We start from the raw sequence: 19,706 nt of genomic DNA, 5'->3' as shown, positions 1-19,706 counted from the left end.
CGCCGGCCGGGCGGGCCGGGTCAGGCGTGCCGGGTCAGGCGTGCCGGGTCAGGCGCTGCGGTCGAGGGCGCGCAGGCTGCGGTCCGTGATGGAACGGGCGCCACGCCCTATGGCGATCGTGCCGGACTGGACGAGTTCCTTGATGCCGAACTGCTCCAGCATCTTCAGCATGGCGTCGAGCTTGTCACTCGATCCGGTGGCCTCGATGGTGACGGCCTCGGGCGAGACGTCGACGGTCTTGGCGCGGAAGAGCTGGACGATCTCGACGATCTGGGAGCGGGTCTCGTTGTCGGCACGGACCTTCACCAGGACGAGCTCGCGCTGGATCGCGGCGCTGGGCTCGAGTTCGACGATCTTCAGGACGTTGACCAGCTTGTTGAGCTGCTTGGTCACCTGCTCCAGCGGCAGGTCCTCGACATTGACCACGATCGTGATGCGGGAGATGTCGGGGTGCTCGGTGACGCCGACGGCGAGCGAGTCGATGTTGAAGCCGCGACGGGAGAACAGGGCGGCGATCCTGGCCAGGATGCCCGGGGTGTTCTCCACCAGGACGGAGAGCGTGTGCTTGGACATGGTCGGGGTGTCTCTCTCTCGCTCAGTCGTCTTCGTTGTCGCCGAAGTCGGGGCGGACGCCCCGTGCGGCCAGGACCTCGTCGTTGGAGGTGCCGGCGGCGACCATCGGCCACACCATGGCGTCCTCGTGGACGATGAAGTCGACCACGACCGGGCGGTCGTTGATCGCGTTGGCCTCGGCGATGACCTTGTCCAGATCGGCCGGGTCCTCACAGCGCAGGGCGACACAGCCCATGGCCTCGGCCAGCTTCACGAAGTCCGGGACGCGGGTGCCCTTGCGGGGCGTCTGGCTGGCGCCGACCTGGGAGCCGGTCGTGCGGTGGCCGGTCTCGTCGGAGTGCAGGACGGTGCTGGAGTAGCGCTCGTTGTAGAACAGCGTCTGCCACTGGCGGACCATGCCCAGCGCACCGTTGTTGATGATCCCGACCTTGATCGGGATGCCGTTCAGCGCGCAGGTGACCAGTTCCTGGTTGGTCATCTGGAAGCAGCCGTCGCCGTCGATCGCCCAGACGGTGCGGTCCGGCATTCCGGCCTTGGCGCCCATGGCGGCCGGGACGGCGTAGCCCATGGTCCCGGCGCCGCCGGAGTTCAGCCAGGTGGCCGGCTTCTCGTAGTCGATGAAGTGGGCGGCCCACATCTGGTGCTGGCCGACGCCGGCCGCGTAGATGGTGCCCTCGGGGGCGAGCTGGCCGATGCGCTGGATGACCTGCTGCGGCGAGAGGCTGCCGTCGTCCGGCAGGTCGTAGCCGAGGGGGTAGGTCTCGCGCCAGCGGTTGAGGTCCTGCCACCAGGCGCTGTAGTCCCCGGCGTTGCCCTCGCTGTACTCGGCCTGGACGGCCTGGACCAGGTCGGCGATGACCTCGCGGGCGTCCCCGACGATCGGGACGTCCGCGGCGCGGTTCTTGCCGATCTCGGCCGGGTCGATGTCGGCGTGGACGATCTTGGCGTACGGGGCGAAGCTGTCCAGCTTTCCGGTGACCCGGTCGTCGAAGCGGGCACCGAGGGCGACGATCAGGTCGGCCTTCTGCAGCGCGGTGACGGCGGCGACCGCACCGTGCATGCCCGGCATTCCCACGTGCAGCGGGTGGCTGTCGGGGAACGCGCCCAGCGCCATCAGGGTGGTGGTGACGGGGGCGTTGGTGAGTTCGGCGAGGACCTTCAGCTCGGCGGTGGCATTGGCCTTGAGCACGCCGCCGCCGACGTACAGCACCGGGCGCTTGGCCTGGGTGATCAGCTTGGCGGCCTCGCGGATCTGCTTCGCGTGCGGCTTGGTGACCGGCCGGTAGCCCGGCAGCTCGGTCACCGGGGGCCAGCTGAAGGTGGTCTGCGCCTGGAGGGCGTCCTTGGCGATGTCGACCAGGACAGGTCCGGGGCGGCCGGTGGAGGCGATGTGGAAGGCCTCGGCGATCGTCCGCGGGATGTCCTCGGCCTTGGTGACCAGGAAGTTGTGCTTGGTGATCGGCATCGTGATGCCGCAGATGTCCGCCTCCTGGAAGGCGTCCGTGCCGATGGCCTTGCTCGCGACCTGGCCGGTGATCGCGACCAGCGGGACGGAGTCCATGTGGGCGTCGGCGATCGGCGTGACCAGGTTGGTGGCGCCGGGACCCGAGGTGGCCATGCACACGCCGACCCTGCCGGTGGCCTGCGCGTAGCCCGTGGCGGCGTGGCCGGCGCCCTGCTCGTGACGGACCAGGATGTGGCGCACCCGGGAGGAGTCCATCAGCGGGTCGTAGGCGGGGAGGATGGCGCCGCCGGGGATGCCGAACACCGTCTCGGCCCCGACTTCCTCGAGAGAGCGGATGAGGGACTGCGCGCCCGTGACGTGCTCGGTGGTGACGGTGGTCTGTCCGCCGGTACGGGCCCGCGGCTGCGGATGGTGGGCCCCGGTGGCCTGCTCGGTCATCGGCATTCTCTTCTCGAAGCTGAGGGTTTCTGCGGGTCTCGAAGCTGGGGGTTTTGCGGGGTTTTGATAAGTACCAGTGCAACAAAAAACCCCTCGTGCCGTGAGGCAAGCGAGGGGAGCGCGCCGGTGCGGTCTGCAGAGCCCGTGCAGGGCCCTGCTTCAGCCGACGCGCTTTCCAAGTACGAGAATTCGGGTGCGCATGGCACTGACCCTCCCCCCGGCGCACTGTCACTGTCAAGTGGGTGGGACAGGCGTCTCATTATTTGAGCGCATCGGGGGATGCTCGAAGACTTCCGGCGGCGCCGGGGAGCGCCGGGCGGGCAGCGCACGGCCCGAGAGGACCGGCAGGGCGGCCCCTCCGGGCACCGGGAACTCGCCGCACGCCAGGGCGCGGCGCAGCCGGTACTCGTCGAGCGGCCCCGAGAAGGCCATCCCCTGGCCGTGGGTGCACCCCATGGCACGCAGGGCCAGCACCTGCTCCGGCACGTCCACACCGTCCGCCACGGACTGCATGCCGAGGTCGCGGGCGATCCGCAGCAGTCCCGCGGTGATCTTGTGCAGTCTGGCCGATTCCACGACGCCCTCGACCAGGCCCCGGTCGAGTTTCAGCACATCGATGGGGAGCCGGCGCAGTGCGTTGATCGCGGCGTACCCGCTGCCGAAGCCGTCCAGGGCGATCCGTACGCCGAGTCTGCGCAGCGCGACGAGGCGCTGCTCCAGCTCGTCGAAGGAGATCCGCGGGTCGCTGTCGGCGAGCTCGATCACGAGGGAGCCCGACGGCAGTCCATGGCGGGTGAGCAGACCCTCGATGGAGCCGAGGGGCATGGACCGGTCCAGCAACCGGCGGGCGGGGAGCCGCACCGACACGGGCGCCCGGTGGCCGAGCCGGCCACGCTCCGCCGCCTGCTCGACGGCTTCCTCCAGCAGCCGGTGGCCGAGCTCCGCGGTGCGGCCGCCGTCATCGGCGACCCTCAGGAACTCGGCGGGCGTGAAGAGGATGCCCTGGGCCGATCTCCAGCGGGCCTGCGCGGCGACGGCCGCGATCCGGCCGTCGGCGAGGCTGACCACGGGCTGGTGGAGCAGCGCGAACTCGCCTTCGTGGAGCGCGGTGCGCAGCCGGGTGGCCCGGTCCGTCCGGCGGACGACATCGGCCTGCATCTGGGGCACGTACAGCTCGACCCTGTCCTTGCCGCCGGCCTTGGCCCGGTACATGGCCAGGTCGGCGTTGCGCAGCAGCTCGCCGGCGCTGATGCCGGGCTCGGCGAAGGCGACGCCGATCGACGCGGCCACCCGCACCTCGTTGCCCTCGACCCGGTAGGGCTGGGAGAGCATGAGCCGCAACCGGTCGGCGATCTCCTGTACCTGGAGCTCCCGGGCGGGACCGTCCCTGGAGCCGTCGCCGAGGATGAGGGCGGCGAACTCGTCACCGCCGAGCCTGGCCGCGGTGTCACCGGCCCGTACGGAGTCCTGGAGCCGGCGGGCGGCCTGGATCAGCAGCTCGTCCCCGGCCTGGTGGCCATGGCGGTCGTTGACGCCCTTGAAGCCGTCCAGGTCGATGAAGAGCACGGCCGTGCCCGCGTCGCCGGCCCGGCGGCCGCCGAGCGCCTGCCGCACCCGCTGGGTGAACAGCGCCCGGTTGGGCAGGTCGGTGAGCGGGTCGTGCTCGGCGTTGTGCTGCAACTGGGCCTGGAGGCGCACCCGTTCGGTGACGTCCCTGCTGTTGAAGATCAGCCCGCCCTGGTGGCGCTTGACCGTGGATTCGACGTTCAGCCACTGGCCGGTGCCGGACCTGAAGCGGCACTCGATCCGGGTCGTGGGCTCCTCCGAAGGGGGAGCGGCCAGAAAGCGGCGCACCTCGTGCACGACCCGGCCGAGGTCCTCGGGATGGATGAGTGTTGCCAGCTCGGAGCCGATGAGTTCGTCCGCGTCGCGGCCGTACACTCCGGCGGCGGCCGGGCTGACGTAGCGGAGTATGCCCGTCGGCGCGGCGATCATGATCACATCGCTGGAGCCCTGCACCAGGGAGCGGAAGTGGTTCTCCTTCTGGGCCAGTTCATGGGTGAGGGCGATGTTGTCGAGCAGCATGATGCCCTGCCGGACGACCAGGGCGAGGACGACGGTGCAGCCGGTGAAGACCACGACCCGGTCCACGCTGCGGTCCTCGATGACGTTGTAGAGGATGCCGAGCGTGCAGACGGCCGCCGCCAGGTACGGGGTGAGGGCGGCGAGGGAGCCGGCGATGGGCCGGACGGCGGGGCGGGCGGCGCGGGGAGGTCCGGCGCTCGGCTCCAGCCTGCGCACTCCCCAGGGCGCGTACGCGAGAAGGAGCGACGCGGCGAACCAGCCGGCGTCGAGCAGCTGTCCCGAGCGGTAGTTCTCCCGCAGCAGCGGTGAGGTGAACAGCGCGTCGCACAGCACGGTCAGGGCGAGCGCGGCGATCGCCGTGTTGATCCCCGACCTGTTGACGTGCGACCGGCGGAAGTGGAGGGCGAGCACCATGCTGACGAGAACGATGTCAAGCAGCGGATAGGCGAGGGCCAGCGCCGCCTCGGCCACGCTCTCCCCCTCGGAATGCGCCGTGTGCGCGAGGGCGAGGCTCCAGGAGAGGGTGAGCAGTGAGCCGCCGATCAGCCAGGCGTCCAGCGCGAGACAGACCCAGCCGGCCCGGGTGACCGGCCGCTTGGCGAGGACGAGCAGTCCGACGATGGCGGGCGGCGCGAAGCAGAGGAAGAACAGATCGGCCAGGGACGGGCTCGGCACCGCGCGGCCGAGGACCACCTCGTACCAGCCCCAGACCGCGTTCCCACAGGCGGCCATGGCGGAGGAGACCGCGAACAGGACCCAGGCGGGCCGGAAGCGGCTGTCGCGCGCACGCGCGTAGAGGAAACAGGAGACCGAGGCAATCAGGGCGGCGACACTGAGCCCGAAGTCACCCATGATCAGCGCGAGTTGCTCGGATCCCCAGCCCAGGGCGGCACCGAGGGCGTAGCCCCCGCTGGCGAGACCGAGCAGCACCTGCGGGAGCAGTCCCGTACCACCGCTCTCCTGGACCGGGCGGCGGGCGAGGAGTGCGGCCGGGGCGCTCACCGGCCCGCTCCCGACAGCGCTTTCAGCCGGCTCCGCCGACGGGGGCGGACATGCATGCCGCCTCGGGTGCGCCTGCGCGGGACGTCCGGCCCGCCCGTCGGGACGACCGGTCCGCGCATCGGAGCGCGCGAGGGTGGTCGGCGGCGCCCCCGCCGCGTCGGATGGTTTGTCCATTGGCCGTGCATCGCCCGTCGCCCCCCTCGAAGTCTGATCGCTCCGCAGCGCCGATCTCGAACCCGACGCAGCCCCCAAGTCGGGACGATACACCAGAGTCGTCACTCAGGGACATAGCTTATCTACTCTCAGTGACTACAGGCGAGTTCACCGACACAGGATGCATCCGCCCGACTCCGCTGCGTGTCCGGCGCGTTCCAGTGTGGCGTCTATTCGGTCGTGAGGACCACGTTTCGCAGAGGCTCTCCTGTCGCGTACCGGGCGATCTGTCCGGCGAGCAGGCGCTTGGCGCGCGGCATGAACGCCGAGGTGGAGCCGCCGACATGGGGGCTGATGAGTACGCCGGGGGCGTGCCAGAGCGGGTGGCCGGCGGGCAGCGGCTCGGGGTCGGTGACGTCGAGGGCGGCGGTGATCCGGCCGGTCTCGACCTCCTTGAGCAGGGCTTCGGTGTCGACGACCGGTCCGCGGGCGACGTTCACCAGCAGGGCGCCGTCCTTCATCCGGGACAGGAAGCCGCCGCCCGCGAGATGGCGGGTGGCCGGCGTGAGCGGGGTGGAAAGGATCACGACGTCGGCCTCGGGCAGCAGCTCCGGCAGGTCGGTGAGTGCGTGCACTTCGCCGCGCTCGGTGGTACGTGCGGAGCGCGCGACGCGCGCCACCCGCGCGCATTCGAAAGGCGCGAGCCGGTCCTCGATGGCGGCGCCGATCGAGCCGTAGCCGACGATCAGCACCGACTTGTCGGCGAGCGCCGGATAGAAGCCCGCGTACCACTCCTCGCGCCGCTGGCCTTCCACGAAACGGGGGATGCCACGCAGGGAGGCGAGAATCAGGGCGAGGGCGAGCTCGGCGGTGCTCGCCTCGTGGACTCCCCTGGCATTGCAGAGGCGTACGCCCGCGGACAGCGTACCGAGGCCCGGTTCGACGTGATCGATGCCGGCCGAGAGGGTCTGAACGACCCGCACGGATGTCATGGCGGCCAGCGGGCGTACCGCGACCTCCGTGCCCCTCATGTACGGGACGGCGTAGAAGACGCAGTCCGCGGGGTCGGCGGGAAAGTCCCGTCCGCCGTCCCAGAAGCGGTAGTTGAGTCCCGACTCCGCGGGAGCGGGGAGCCCCTCGATCTGGTCGGCCGGAATGGGGAGCCACACGTCAGCAGTCATGGTCAGGAGGCTAACCGCCGGGAGGCTGAGCGCGGCGCCCCGGCAGGCAGACGTTAGTTTGGGGAGCGGCACAGGGAGGGGTACGAGCAGGTGGACCGCAGGACAATCGGTGCGGCGGCGCTCGGCGTGGGCGCGATCGGCCTCGGCTGTATGCCGATGACCTGGGCGTACACCCGTTCGCAGCAGCGTGGTGACCGGTCGCTGCGCACCGTGCACGCGGCGCTCGACGCGGGGGTGAGTCTGCTCGACACGGCCGACATGTACGGCCCGTTCACCAATGAACTGCTGCTCGGCAGGGTGCTGAAGGAGCGGCGGGCCGACGCCTTCGTCTCGACGAAGGTCGGGCTGCTGGTCGGTGACCAGCACCTCGTGGCGAACGGCCGGCCGGGCTATGTGCGGCGGGCGTGCGACGCCTCGCTGCGCCGGCTCGGGACCGACGTCATCGATCTGTACCAGCTCCATCGCGCGGACCCGGAGGTCCCGGTGGAGGAGACCTGGGGTGCGATGGCGGAGCTGGTGTCCGCGGGGAAGGTACGGGCCCTGGGGCTGTGCGCGGTGGGAGCGCGTGCCGCGCGCAGACCGGGTGCGGGGCTCCATGACGGAACGATCCGGCAGCTGGAGCGGGTGCAGCAGGTCTTCCCGGTGAGCGCCGTCCAGGCGGAGCTTTCGGTGTGGTCTCCGGACGCGCTCGGCACGCTGCTGCCGTGGTGCGAGGCGCGGGGTGTGGGCTTTCTGGCCGCGATGCCGCTGGGCAACGGCTTCCTCACCGGCACGCTGACGCCCGGGGAGGGGTTCGAACCGGATGATCTGCGGGCGCGGCACCCGCGGTTCACCGCGGAGATGATGGCGGCGAACCAGCCGCTGGTGGCCGGGCTGCGGCGGGTCGCCGGGCGGCATGGCCCCGGTGCCACCCCGGCCCAGGTGGCGCTGGCCTGGGTGCTGGGGCAGGGTCGTCATGTCGTGCCGGTTCCGGGGGCCAAGCGGGAGCGGTGGGCCGTGGAGAACGCGGCGGCCGCGCGGCTGGCGCTGACCGACCGGGACGTCGCCGAGATCGCGGCACTGCCGCCGGCCAGGGGATCCTGGGATCAGTGACGGCCTGTGTCCCGCAATCGCCGCGGTCCTCGCGAAGATCGGGAACCTCGGGCCGGGTTGCGGTGTATGAACAGTAGGCGTGCGGCTCGTACGGCTCACGCCACCCGTTCCCCGGCGAAGGGATCAAGAACAGTGCAACGTTCAGCTGTGACGGCCGTGCTGGCCGCTGCCGCGCTGCTGCTCGCCACCGGGTGCTCGTCCGACGGCGGGACAGGACCGACGGGGGGCCACGACGCCGCCCCGTCCGGTCAGGTCTCCCCGTCCGCCACGGCCGGCGGGGCGGGCGCGAGCGCACCGCCGGCGAAGGGGTCGGTGAAGGTCGCGGCCACTCTGGCCCGGGATCTGAAGTCCCCCTGGGGCCTGGCCGCCCTGCCCGACGGCGATCTGCTGGTGTCGTCGCGTGACGAGGGCACGATCACGCGGATCGACGCCGAGACCGGCAAGAAGACGGTCATAGGCTCGGTGCCGGGCGTCGCCCCGGCCGGTGAGGGCGGCCTGATGGGGCTGGCCGTCTCCCCGTCCTTCGCCTCCGACAACCTCGTCTACGCCTACTTCACCACCGCCTCGGACAACCGCATCGCCCGCATGCTCTACGACGAGGGCAAGCCGGCCGGGCAGCAGCTCGGCGCTCCCGACACGATCCTCCGGGGCATCCCCAAGGGCCGCATCCACAACGGCGGACGGATCGCCTTCGGCCCCGACAAGATGCTGTACGCGGGCACGGGCGAGTCGGGAGACACGGGGCTGGCGCAGGACAAGAAGTCGCTGGGCGGCAAGATCCTCCGGATGACCCCGGACGGGGAGCCGCTGCACGGCAATCCGTCGGCGGATTCCGTGGTCTATTCGTACGGCCATCGCAATGTGCAGGGTCTCGCCTGGGACTCCCAGAAGCGGCTGTGGGCCGCCGAGTTCGGGCAGAACACCTGGGACGAGCTGAATCTGATCGAGCCCGGCAAGAACTACGGCTGGCCCGAGGTCGAGGGCAAGGGCGGCAAGCCGGGCTTCGCGGACCCGGTGGCCCAGTGGCGGACGGAGGAGGCGTCCCCGAGCGGGATCGCCTACGCCGCGGGATCGATATGGATGGCCGGTCTGAGGGGTGAGCGCCTGTGGCGGATCCCGCTGGCCGGAGCGGCACCGTCCGCCGAACCCCAGCCGTTCCTGGAAGGGAAGTACGGCCGGCTGCGTACGGTCCTGCCGGTCGCCGGCTCCGGCGGTGGGAGCGAGATCTGGCTGGTCACGAGTGAGACGGACAACCGGGGCACGCCCGAACCGGGTGACGACAGGGTCCTGCGGCTGCAGGTCGAGTGACACCTTGCCGCACGGTCGCGGTGAGGGGCGTCATGCGGCCGGGCAGTCACGCGATCCGGTGGTCGGGCGCAGTCACGCGGTCAGGCAGTCACGCCATCCGGTGGTCAGGCGCAGTCACGCGGTCAGGCGGTCGCCGGGAAGAGGCGGAGGCGGTGCGCCAGGGCGGCTGCCTCGCCCCGGCCGGTGACGCCGAGCTTGGCCAGGATGTTGGAGACATGGACGCTCGCGGTCTTGGGTGAGATGAAGAGCTCCTCTGCGATCTGGCGGTTGGTGCGGCCTGCCGCGACCAGGCGCAGGACGTCCTGTTCGCGCGGGGTCAGCCCGAAGTCCTCGGCGGGGGCCGGGACCGTGGCGGACATGAGCTCGGGCTCCGGCTCCGGCGCGGTGAGACGGATGCGGGCGCGCTGGGCGAGCAGTTCGGCGTCCTCTGCGGGCCGGCGGGCGCCGAGGCTCCGTGCGGCGGTGTGGGCGGCCCGGAGCAGCGCGGCGGCCTCGTCCCGCCGGCCGCCCTCGCCGAGGAGGGCGTCCGCCGTGCGGAGCTGGACGACGGCGAGCTCGTAAGGGCGCTCCAGGCGTGCGAAGGCGGCGGTCGTCTCCCGCCAGCGGTCGGCTCTCTCCCGGCCCTCGGCGCGCAGCAGTTCGGCCTCGGCGTAGAGCGCGTGGGCCTGCCAGAGGGCCACCGGTGCGGCGAGCCGCTTGGCGGTGGCGCGGATCAGCCGGAGCGCCTCGGCGCGGCCGTCCTCGGCTGCCGGGAGACCGCGTGACTCGGCCTCGGTGGTGGCGGCGAGGAGCACCATCGGCCAGGCGTAGCGATGGGTGCCGGTGGGGAAGCCGCCCTCCGCGGCCCGGGCGAACTCGGCCCGGACATCGGCGACTCGCCCCTGCGCCGCAGCGATCGCCAGGGAGACACGGGCGAGCAGAAGGGAGTTCTGCGGCATCGGATCGTGCGGGCCGTAGTGCTCGACGGCATCCGTCAAGTGGCGGGCGGCGGTGACCGGTTCGCCGCGGGTGAGGGCGATCCGGGCGAGGAGGCAGCTCGCGGCGCCGCGTGGTTTGGAGCTGTGCGCGGTCTGGAGCAGCCGGAGAGCACCACGCTCCGCCTCGTCCAAGAGGCCGATCGAGAACTGGGCGGAGACGAGATTGCCGAGGACCCAGTCCGCGTTGTCCACCAGGCCATGGGTGAGGCAGAGCTTCAGCCCTTCCGCCCCGGCGGCCACCGCTTCGCGGGAGCGGCCGAGCGACTGGAGCTGGGAGACGATGTTGGTGTAGGCGCGTCCCGCCTCGGCGACCAGTCCGAGTTCCAGGGTGCGGTCCCGCACTGCGCACATCTCGGCGAGACCACCGTCGATGTCGCCGGCGTCGACCATGAGGCCGCCCAGCGTGAGGCGGGCGTTGAGTTCGATCTCCTCGGCGTCGACGAGGCGGGCGTACTCGACGGCACGCTCAGCGGCGGCAAGGCTCTCCGGCCCGGGAGCGTGCAGCATGCCCCAGCCGGCGGCGGTGGCCAGGACCTGGGCGTGGACGGCCGACGGCGGGAGTCCGCGCACCAGTTCCTGGGCGGTGGCTATCTCTTCCCAGCCGTCGCCGCGGGCCAGGTTCTGCACCAGTTTGGAGCGCTCGGTCCAGAACCAGGCCGCGCGCTGGAAGTCCGTACCGCCGGAGTGGGTGGCGTCCGGGGCGTCGTCCTCGGCCGCCAGCAGCCGCAGGGCGGTCTTGACGATCTTGAGGGCACGTTCGCGTTCGCCGCAGAGCCGGGCGGCGACGGCGGCCTCGGCGAGCAGGTCGAGGAAGCGCAGCGGGGTGGTGCCGGGGTCGCAGCCGCAGGGCGGGTAGGCGCCCGCGTAGTCCATCGGCCGGAGTGTGGAGCGGGCCTCCGCGGGGACGTCGTCCCACAGCTCCATGGCCCGTTCCAGAAGCCGCAACTGCTCGGAGTAGGCGTGCCGTTTGCGGGCTTCGACGGACGCGAGCAGCACGGCGGGGAGGGCACGCGCCGCGTCGTGCGCGTGGTACCAGTAGCTGGCGAGCCGGGTGGCCCGCTGGTCGGCGGGGACGATGCCGGGGGCTGCTTCCAGGGCTTCGGCGTAGCGGCGGTTGAGGCGGGACCGTTCGCCCGGGAGCAGATCGTCGCTGACTGCCTCGCGCACCAGGGAGTGCCGGAAGCGATATCCGTCGCCGTCGGGTGTGGCGAGCAGGATGTTGGCGCCGACGGCGGCGCGCAGCGCCTCGATGAGTTCGTCCTCGCCGAGACCGGCGACGGCTGCGAGCAGCGGGTGCTCGACGGCGGAGCCGCCCTCGGCGACGATCCTGGCGACCCGCTGGGTGTGCTCGGGCAGACTCTCGACACGGACGAGCAGGAGGTCGCGAAGGGAGTCGGTCAGTCCGGTCCGGCAGCCCTCGTGGGCGGCGACGGCGAGTTCCTCGACGAAGAAGGCGTTGCCGTCGGAGCGTTCGAAGATGTCGTCGACGAGCGACGGGGCCGGTTCCGCGGCGAGGATGCCGGCCATCTGGCGCGCGACCTCGTCGCGGCTGAAGCGGGGCAGTTCGACGCGCTGGACGGTGCGCAGCCGGTCGAGTTCCGCGATGAGGGGCCGCAGCGGGTGGCGGCGGTGGATGTCGTCGGATCGGTAGGTGGCGATGACGACGAGACGGCCGCGGCGCAGGGTGCGCAGAAGGTAGGCGAGGAGGTGACGGGTGGAGGCGTCGGCCCAGTGGAGGTCCTCCAGTACGAGGACGACCGTACGTTCCACCGCCATGCGTTCGAGCAGACGGGCGGTCAGCTCGAAGAGCCGGGCCGTGCTGTCCTCGTCGGGCCTGCCCCGCCGGCCGGGCGGGGACTCGCCGAGCTCGGGCAGCAGCCGGGCCAGTTCCTCCTCCTGGCCCACGGCCGCCGCGGTGAGTTCGTCGGGCAACTGCCGCCGCAGGGCCCGCAGCGCGGTGGAGAACGGCGCGAAGGGCAGCCCGTCCGCGCCGATCTCGACGCAGCCGCCGAGGGCGAAGACGGCGCCCTCGCGACACGCCTCGTCGTGGAACTCCTCGACGAGCCGGGACTTGCCGACTCCGGCCTCGCCCGCGATGAGCAACGCCTGCGGCTCTCCCGCGGTGGCGCGGGAGAGCGCATGGGCAAGTGCGGTCAGTTCGCCGGTGCGACCGACGAACACGGGGCTGACGGACCTGGTCTCCACGCCGCCGAGCATCGCACAGAGGTCCGGGCCGTCGGCGGGGAATTTCAGGGTGACCGTCATGTCCCGGGCCGGTCAGGCGATCCGGGCGTACCGGCCCTGACTGCTCACCCGGCCCTCCGGTGCGTGTACGGCCGATGAGCGGCCCGCACGGCGGGCGGCCCGCCGGGTGGCAGGGCGTGCGTCGCGTACTTCGCGGGCCAGCCGCTCGTTCTCCGACCGGCGGAGCATCTCGGCGTGCCGGATCTCGTGAAGGTGGTGCTCGAACATGATGTTCTCCCTGGTGACGGGGCCGGCGGCCTGTGGGGGCCTTCGCTTTCCGCGATGTCTCAACTCTCGTCCCCAAGGGGGTGCGCCCGCATCGGGAGAGTGCCGCATCTTCGCGCCGCGAGGTCCTTAGACGGGCGCGTCCGGAGGGCCCGGTCGACCTAAGTCCCCCCGGTTCACGACCGGGTGGGGCTCCACCGAGGGTTCCGATGCCCGAGCCGGGCGGGCACGTAAGGCGGGCACGTAAGGCGGGCAGGCCAGGTGCGCGAGCCCGGACGATAGCCTGCGGCAGTGATCGGGAACGGGGGCGCCGCATGGGGCGCGGAGGCCGGACATGACCGGAGCGAGGACCGGGCGGCGACGCACGCCTGGGTGACCAAGGCGCTGGCCGAGGGCGAGCACGTCACCGAGGCCGTACGACTGCGCGGAGGCTGGACCTCCGAGATGCGGCGCCTGCGCATCGAGGGCCCCGCCGGGGAGCGCGCGATGGTGCTGCGGTCCTTCGTCAGACCCTTTTTCGTACGTCATGCGCCGGGCCTGTTGAGTCGCGAGGCGGACGTGCTGCGGCTGCTCGGGGAAACGGAGGTGCCCGCGCCCTCGCTCGTCGCCGTGGACGCGACCGCGGAGCACTGCGACTTCCCCTCGCTGCTGATGACCCTGCTGCCGGGCGGAGTACGGGTCCAGGACGAAGGCGTCGGCCGGCGGGCGCAGTTGCTCGCCGAGCAGTTGCTGCGCATCCACCGGGTACGGGTGACCGAGGAGTCACGCCCGCGCACCTACCAGCCGTGGACCTCCGCCGAGCGGGTCACGCCGCCTGCGGACGGCGGACGGCCCGGACTGTGGGAGCGGGCGGTGGAGGTGATCCGGCAGGCACCGCCCGAGTACCAGGGGTGCTTCCTGCACCGTGACTTCCACCCGGGCAACGTGCTCTTCACCGGCACCGACACGAGCACGGGCACCGGCTCGGGCACGGACTCGGGCACGGACTCGGACTCGGGCGCGGGCACCGGCACCGGCACCGGCTCGGGCACCGGCGACGACCTGCGGATCAGCGGGGTCGTCGACTGGGTGGAGACGTCGTGGGGACCGGCCGACCTGGACGTGGCGCACTGCTCCACCACGCTGGCCCTGCTGCACGGTGCTCCCACGGGCATGCGCTTCGCCGACCTGTATCTGGCGGCCGGCGGGAGGCTCGCCGAGGATCCGGCGGCGCAGCTGTACTGGCGGCTGCTGGACGCGCTGGCGTTCGCACCGGACGCCGAGAAGGTCGGACTCCCCTGGCGGGAGCTCGGCCGTACGGATCTGACCTCCGAGGTCCTCACCGGCAGGCTGGAGGACTATCTCCAGGCTCTCTTCGACCGGTTCGGCTGAGTCCCCGGCCGGGTCGGGGCCGGCGGTTCACGATCGCCCCGCCGGCCCGACCCGGCGCCGCGGTCGCCTCGGCGATCAGCGCCGGTCGGCCGCGCGCCGCTCGCGCCACTCGGGGGCCAGCACGGACCAGACCTCCATGTCGTGGCGGACGCCCTGCCACGGGAAGCTCTCGCGGAGGACTCCGTCACGGCTCATCCCGAGCCTCTTGGCGGCGGCGAGGGAGCGCTGGTTCGCGGAGGAGGCGAGCCATTCGACGCGGTGCATCCCGCGTTCGTCCACCGCCCAGTCGATGAGGTGCTCGACGGCCCGGGTGATCAGCCCCCGGCCGGCCGCGGACGGCTCCAGCCAGACGCCGACCTCGCAGGACTCGCTCTGGGTGTCGAAGATCCGGAAGAGCACTCCGCCCACGAGGACGCCGTCCAGCCGGACGGCCCAGAGGTGGCCGGTGTCCGCGGCCTGCTTGTCGGCGTAGCTCTGGAGCAGCGCGCGGGCCGACTCGACGTCCGTCACGTTCACCGTGAGCGGCACCCACGGGCCGGCGTACTCCCGTGCCCGTCCGATGTGGTCGAGGAACTCCTCCGCCTGCCAGGGGCCGATGGGCCGCAGCTCGGCGCCGTCCCCCAGGGGTATCGCGAACATCCCGCTCCCTCTCCTCGTGGTGGGCTACCGCGCGAGCGGGCTGTCCTCGCTCACACGCAACTCCGGGATCTTCGCATGTGCGGGCGAAAGCCTCTCGGGAGTTTCGATGCTGATACGGGGCAGCCAGCGGTCCAGCCAGCGGGGCAGCCACCAGTTCGCGCTGCCCAGCATGTGCATCAACGCCGGAACCAGCAGCGTACGGAGGACGAACGCGTCCAGTGCGACGGCGGCGGCGAGTCCGATGCCGAACATGGCGATGACGCGGTCTCCGCTGAGAACGAACGCGAGGAAGACGGAGATCATGATGACCGCCGCGGAGTTGATCACGCGCCCGGTCTCGGCGAGCCCGACGCGTACGGCACGCCGGTTGTCCCCGGTCTCCAGCCACTCCTCGTACATCCGGCTGACCAGGAACACCTGGTAGTCCATGGAGAGCCCGAAGAGCACCGAGATCATGATCACGGGCAGGAAGGGTTCGATCGGCCCGGCGCTGCCCAGTCCCAGGAGTTCGCTGCCCCAGCCCCACTGGAAGATCGCGACGACGACACCGAACGCGGAGGCGACCGCGGCCACGTTCATCAGCGCCGCCTTGACCGGGATGCCGACCGAGCGGAAGGCGAGCAGCAGCAGCACACAGCCGAGCGCGATGACCACGCCGGCGAACAGCGGCATCTTGCCGACGATGATCCCCGCGAAGTCGTCGTAGCTCGCGGTCACTCCGCCCACGTACACCTCCAGCGAGGTACCACTCTCGGTGACGGGCAGGACGTCCGAACGCAGCCGGTCGACGAGCTCGCTGGTGCGCTGCGACTGGGGCGAGGTCTCCGGTACGACGGTGAGTACGGCCGTGTCGGCGCTGCCGTTGAAGGTGATGGGGCTGACGGACGCGACGCCCTCGGTGTCCCGGAGAACGGCGGGCAGCTTCTGCAGCGCCAGTCGGTCGTCGGCGCCGTCGAGCGCGGCGACGAGGGTGAGCGGACCGTTGGTGCCGGGCCCGAACCCCTCGGCGATCAGGTCGTACGCCTTGCGGGTGGTGCTGGTGGCGGGACTGTTGCCCTGGTCGGACGTGCCGAGGTGGAGCGAGAAGGTGGGCAGCGCGAGCACCGCCATCACCACGGTGGCGACCAGCCCCAGCAGCTTCGGACGACGCTCCACGAAGGCGGACCAGCGGGCGGCGAATCCGGTCGGGAGCTCCGGCCGCGGGCCGCGCCGGGCGAAGCGGCGACGCTCGGGACGGCCCAGGGCGCGCATCCCGATCCAGGACAGCAGGGCCGGCAGCAGGGTCACCGAGGCGGCGACGGTCAGGAGGACCGTCAGACACGCGGCGATCGCCACTCCGTTGAGGAAGGAGAGGCGCAGGATCAGCATGCCGAGCAGCGCGATGCACACGGTCAGGCCGGCGAAGACGACGGCGCGCCCGGTGGTCGCCACGGCACGTTCGGCGGCCTCGGCGACCGGCAGTCCCCGTCTGAGGCCCTTGCGGTGCCGGGTGACGATGAACAGGGCGTAGTCGATGCCGACGCCGAGGCCGATCAGCAGACCGAGCACGGGCGCGAAGTCGGCGACGTCCATCGCATGGCCGAGCAGCGCGATGCCCGAGTACGCGGTGCCGACGCTGACCAGTGCCGTGGCGATGGGCAGCAGGCTGGCGGCGAGCGAGCCGAAGGCGAGGAAGAGGACGACAGCGGCGACGCCGACGCCGACGATCTCGGCGATGTGCGAGGTGGGCGCCTCGGTCAGGGCAGTGGCACTGCCGCCGAGTTCGACCTGCAGTCCGTCGCCGGCGGCCGTCCTGGCCGTGTCGACGACGGCTTGCGCCTGAGCCCTGGGAACGTCCTCGGCCTGCGCGTCGAAGACGACCGTGGCGTAGGCGGTGCGGCCGTCCTCGCTGATCTGTACGGGGCCGTCCGGGCCGAGGACGCCTCCGGTGCCGCCTGCGGCCGCCGCGGCGGCGGCGCTGTCATCGCGCTTGCCGTCCGTGGTCTTGGCTTTCGCGTCGCCCTTGGCCTCGGCTTTGGCCTTGGTCTCGGCTTTGGTCTCGCCTTCGGCCTTGGTCTCGGCCTTGGTCTCGGCCTTGTCCTTGGTCTCGGCCTTGTCCTTCGACCTGGCTTCGGACGCCCTCTTGCCCGTGCCCTTGGACGCCTTCGCGGCAGGAGCCTTCGCGGTGGTCTCGTACGGACCGGTGACGGAGGCGACCCCGTCCAGCCGCGCGACCTGCTTGAGCATCGCGGTCGTGCGCTGCTTGACGGCGGCGGTCCGTACGCTGCCGTGCTCGCTGTGCCAGACGATGGTCTCCCCGGCACCGCCCTGGCCGTGGAAGCCGTCCCGGAGGAGTTCGGTGGCCCGGCCCGACTCGGTACCCGGCACGTCGTAGTCGGAGGAGTACGACGTGCCCGCGAAGCCCGCCGCGACCGAGACACCGCCAAGGGTGAGCAGCCAGAGCAGGACGGCAACGAGACGGTGCCTGATGCACCACCGGGCGATGGCGGCCAACGGACGAGCTCCCTGGTTCGTGGATCTTCACTGGGAACTGCCCGTAAAGAACGCATGACCTACGGAACATCACTCTGTCAGGTGATGGTGATCGTTAGGACCCGTTCGCCCGGTTCGTGGCCATACTCACAGGGCTGCGCGGAATGCGGAGCGGAGTTCCTCGATTTCCGCACAGCCCTGAAGGTTCACGTATGGCCGGTGATGTCACCCGGAGATGCTGGGGCGTCCGTTCTCGATGTGCCCCATCAGGCGCCTGCGGAAGGCGACACTGCCGTGGTCCGCAGCGGTGGCGCTCTCAGCGGCGTCGTTCTCGGTGCCGTCGTCCGCCGTGACCTCGATGTCGTACCAGCCGTGGGCGTCGGCGGCCGAGTGGACGACGCTGCGGCTGCGGCCGGGCTTCACCGTGAGCTGCCGGGTCCAGTCCCGCAGGTCCTCCTCGTCGACGTATCCGAGCGGGCGAACGGTGAAGGTGATGGTCCGGTCGCCGCCGTTGCGCAACGTGAGGTGCAGATCGCGGTCGTGGTGGTCGATGCGCGAGGTCACCTCGGCACCGGACCCGGTGGCCGGTCCCGCGAACTCGCGACGGAAGCCGTTCGGCCCGGTGATCGTGAAGCGGTACGAGTCCCCGGTAAGGGGCACGCTCCACTGTGCCGTGCCCCTTACGTCCTTGTGCTGGGGCACGGGGAACTCACCGGCGTACGGGTACAGCGCGAAGTGCGCGCTCGCCCGCCCCGTGTTGGTGAGCGCGACCTTCACCGTGCCGTCGCCGGACTTCGCGGAGGCGTCGGGCTGGTAGGGCAGCGGACGCGCGGGCCGGGCGCCCGGCTCCTGCACGGGCATGTGCTGGACCAGCGGTGGCTGCGGCCGCCAGCGGCCGGTGAACGGCGGGATCGCACCGGGCTGCTCCACCTCGGGCAGCGGCCGGCCTCGGCGGAAGTCGAAGGCGGAGGTGAGATCGCCGGTGACACCGCGCCGCCAGGCGGTGATGTTGGGCTCCTCGACGTCCGTCCACTTCTCCAGGAAGCGGACGACCGAGCTGTGGTCGAAGGTCTCGGAGCAGACGTAGCCGCCGACGGTCCACGGCGAGACGACGAGCAGCGGGACGCGGATGCCGAGGCCGGTGGGCTTGCCCTGCCAGCGCTCGCTGGTGTTGTCGGCGGGCGGCACCGGCGGCGGGACGTGGTCGAAGAAGCCGTCGTTCTCGTCGTAGTTGATCAGGACGACGGTGTGCCGCCACACGTCGGGGTGCGAGCCGAGTGCGTCCAGCACCTTGTAGACGAGGGTGGCGGAGGCGATCGGCGAGGAGGAGCCGGGGTGCTCGGAGTCGACCGCGGAGGGCACCAGGTACGACACCTCGGGCAGCGCGCCCGCGGCCACGTCCGCGCGGAACTGATCGGCGAGGCTGCCGGTCTCGCCGCGCCGCAGCCCGCGCTCGAAGAGGGAGCGCTCCTCGTCGGTGAGGGTGGCGACGCCCTCCTCCAGCGCGGCGAGCAGCCGGGCCCGCTCGGCGGCGTCGGAGGTGTCGCGGACCCGCGCGTAGAAGGCTTCCATGAAGGTGAAGTCGCCGGCCTTGGCGAGCGCCTTCCGCGCGATCTTCTTGAAGGTGGTGAAGAACTCGATGTTGTTGTCGGTGAAGTTCTCCCACTCCTGGTACGTCTTCCAGCTGCGGCCCGCCTTCTCCAGCCGCTCGGCGTAGGTGGGCCACGGGTAGCCGGGATGGCTGCCCTCGGCGTACGCGGCGTTGGTCACGGCGCGGCTGCCGTCGGCCTCGAAGCCGGTCCAGCCGCTCCACAGGTGGTTGCGGTTGGGGCTCGTCGAGGTGTGGATCGAGGAGTGGTAGGCGTCGCAGATGGTGAACGTGTCGGCCAGCTCGTAGTGCAGCGGGATGTCGCGGCGGTCGTAGTACGCCATGGTCGCGGCGGTCTTGGCCGAGATCCAGCCGTCCATCCAGCCGTCGCGCCAGGCCTTGGCCCCGCCGCCCCAGGAGTGGTCGAGGTCGCCGATGTACTGGAGGTCCTTCGCCTGCGTCTCGGCGGCGTCGCGGACCGGGAAGGGCAGCACGGTGCCGAGCGGGCCGGGCTGCTCGAAGACCGGCTTGCCCGTGGGGAGTTCGACGGCGTTGCGGTCGCCGAAGCCGCGAACGCCGCGGAGCGTGCCGAAGTAGTGATCGAAAGAACGGTTCTCCTGCATGAGGATCACCACGTGGCGAATCGCGCGCAGACCACCGGAGGGCGCCTCGGCGGCCAGCGCCTGCTGCAGGGACGGAGGCAGCAGGGACCCGGCCGCCGCGGCACCGAGGGCGCCCCCGCCGAGTGCGAACAGCCGTCGCCGTGAGATGTCCGTGGCCAAGTGATCCTCCCGAGTCGCGCGTTACCGCCCGGAAGCTAGTGAGAGCAGATGGCGGAGGAAAGGCCCGGGGACGTCAGCGGGATGAACGTCCAAGAGTGACCGCGGAGTCCG

Annotated in this window: 12 protein-coding genes; 3 read left to right on the top strand and 9 right to left on the bottom strand. The window is 71.5% G+C overall.

Annotated elements, in window-relative coordinates:
- Nucleotides 1–48: 48 nt before the first annotated feature.
- The 4 genes from ilvN to OG766_RS25205 all read right to left on the bottom strand — a co-directional run bounded on the left by ilvN (nt 49) and on the right by OG766_RS25205 (nt 6,897).
- Nucleotides 49–573: an acetolactate synthase small subunit gene (gene ilvN / locus OG766_RS25220; RefSeq protein WP_019889675.1), complete on the bottom strand. Its 525-nt coding sequence runs from the start codon at nt 571–573 to the stop codon at nt 49–51.
- Between the two features lie 22 nt (nt 574–595).
- Nucleotides 596–2,482, bottom strand: a complete 1,887-nt coding sequence (locus tag OG766_RS25215; protein ID WP_328726261.1) for an acetolactate synthase large subunit — start codon at nt 2,480–2,482, stop codon at nt 596–598.
- A gap of 228 nt (nt 2,483–2,710) precedes the next feature.
- Nucleotides 2,711–5,563 (bottom strand): putative bifunctional diguanylate cyclase/phosphodiesterase, encoded by a 2,853-nt coding sequence (locus OG766_RS25210; RefSeq protein ID WP_328726260.1) that lies wholly within the window; start codon nt 5,561–5,563, stop codon nt 2,711–2,713.
- Nucleotides 5,564–5,946: 383 nt separating this feature from the next.
- Nucleotides 5,947–6,897, bottom strand: coding sequence for a 2-hydroxyacid dehydrogenase (locus OG766_RS25205; protein ID WP_266383623.1), 951 nt, complete (start codon nt 6,895–6,897; stop codon nt 5,947–5,949).
- A 90-nt stretch (nt 6,898–6,987) separates the two neighbouring features.
- On the opposite strand from OG766_RS25205, the gene OG766_RS25200 reads away from it, so the two are divergent.
- Both OG766_RS25200 and OG766_RS25195 read left to right on the top strand, forming a co-directional pair.
- Nucleotides 6,988–7,989 (top strand): aldo/keto reductase, encoded by a 1,002-nt coding sequence (locus OG766_RS25200; RefSeq protein ID WP_266383620.1) that lies wholly within the window; start codon nt 6,988–6,990, stop codon nt 7,987–7,989.
- 147 nt (nt 7,990–8,136) lie between these two features.
- Complete coding sequence (locus OG766_RS25195) at nt 8,137–9,297, top strand: PQQ-dependent sugar dehydrogenase (protein WP_266383617.1); 1,161 nt, start codon at nt 8,137–8,139, stop codon at nt 9,295–9,297.
- Between the two features lie 122 nt (nt 9,298–9,419).
- Here the strand turns inward: OG766_RS25195 and OG766_RS25190 are convergent, their stop codons facing one another.
- On the bottom strand, nt 9,420–12,491 hold the full coding sequence (locus tag OG766_RS25190) for a helix-turn-helix transcriptional regulator (RefSeq protein WP_423247201.1): 3,072 nt from the start codon (nt 12,489–12,491) through the stop codon (nt 9,420–9,422).
- Nucleotides 12,492–12,551: 60 nt separating this feature from the next.
- A complete protein-coding gene (locus OG766_RS25185) occupies nt 12,552–12,746 on the bottom strand; it encodes a hypothetical protein (protein ID WP_266383611.1) in 195 nt (64 codons plus the stop codon).
- A gap of 291 nt (nt 12,747–13,037) precedes the next feature.
- Between OG766_RS25185 and OG766_RS25180 the strand changes: the two genes are divergently transcribed.
- Nucleotides 13,038–14,114, top strand: coding sequence for a phosphotransferase family protein (locus tag OG766_RS25180; RefSeq protein WP_443045617.1), 1,077 nt, complete (start codon nt 13,038–13,040; stop codon nt 14,112–14,114).
- Nucleotides 14,115–14,189: 75 nt separating this feature from the next.
- Here the strand turns inward: OG766_RS25180 and OG766_RS25175 are convergent, their stop codons facing one another.
- From OG766_RS25175 to OG766_RS25165, 3 genes are all read right to left on the bottom strand, one after another.
- Nucleotides 14,190–14,753, bottom strand: a complete 564-nt coding sequence (locus tag OG766_RS25175) for a GNAT family N-acetyltransferase (protein ID WP_266383609.1) — start codon at nt 14,751–14,753, stop codon at nt 14,190–14,192.
- Nucleotides 14,754–14,777: 24 nt separating this feature from the next.
- The gene (locus OG766_RS25170; RefSeq protein ID WP_328726258.1) at nt 14,778–17,246 is read right to left on the bottom strand and encodes an MMPL family transporter; all 2,469 of its coding nucleotides are present in this window, start codon (nt 17,244–17,246) and stop codon (nt 14,778–14,780) included.
- 204 nt (nt 17,247–17,450) lie between these two features.
- Nucleotides 17,451–19,595, bottom strand: coding sequence for a phosphocholine-specific phospholipase C (locus OG766_RS25165; protein WP_328726257.1), 2,145 nt, complete (start codon nt 19,593–19,595; stop codon nt 17,451–17,453).
- Between the last annotated feature and the right edge of the window lie 111 nt (nt 19,596–19,706).

The organism is Streptomyces sp. NBC_00259, assembly GCF_036181745.1.
Taxonomy (GTDB): domain Bacteria; phylum Actinomycetota; class Actinomycetes; order Streptomycetales; family Streptomycetaceae; genus Streptomyces; species Streptomyces pratisoli.
This window is presented reverse-complemented; position numbering and strand designations above follow the sequence as displayed.

Excerpts from the sequence above, each read along its gene's own strand:
- OG766_RS25215 (WP_328726261.1), bottom strand. The coding sequence starts at position 2,482 with ATGCCGATGACCGAGCAGGCCACCGGGGCCCACCATCCGCAGCCGCGG.
- ilvN (WP_019889675.1), bottom strand. The coding sequence starts at position 573 with ATGTCCAAGCACACGCTCTCCGTCCTGGTGGAGAACACCCCGGGCATC.
- OG766_RS25205 (WP_266383623.1), bottom strand. The coding sequence starts at position 6,897 with ATGACTGCTGACGTGTGGCTCCCCATTCCGGCCGACCAGATCGAGGGG.
- OG766_RS25175 (WP_266383609.1), bottom strand. The coding sequence starts at position 14,753 with ATGTTCGCGATACCCCTGGGGGACGGCGCCGAGCTGCGGCCCATCGGC.
- OG766_RS25185 (WP_266383611.1), bottom strand. The coding sequence starts at position 12,746 with ATGTTCGAGCACCACCTTCACGAGATCCGGCACGCCGAGATGCTCCGC.
- OG766_RS25190 (WP_423247201.1), bottom strand. The coding sequence starts at position 12,491 with ATGCTCGGCGGCGTGGAGACCAGGTCCGTCAGCCCCGTGTTCGTCGGT.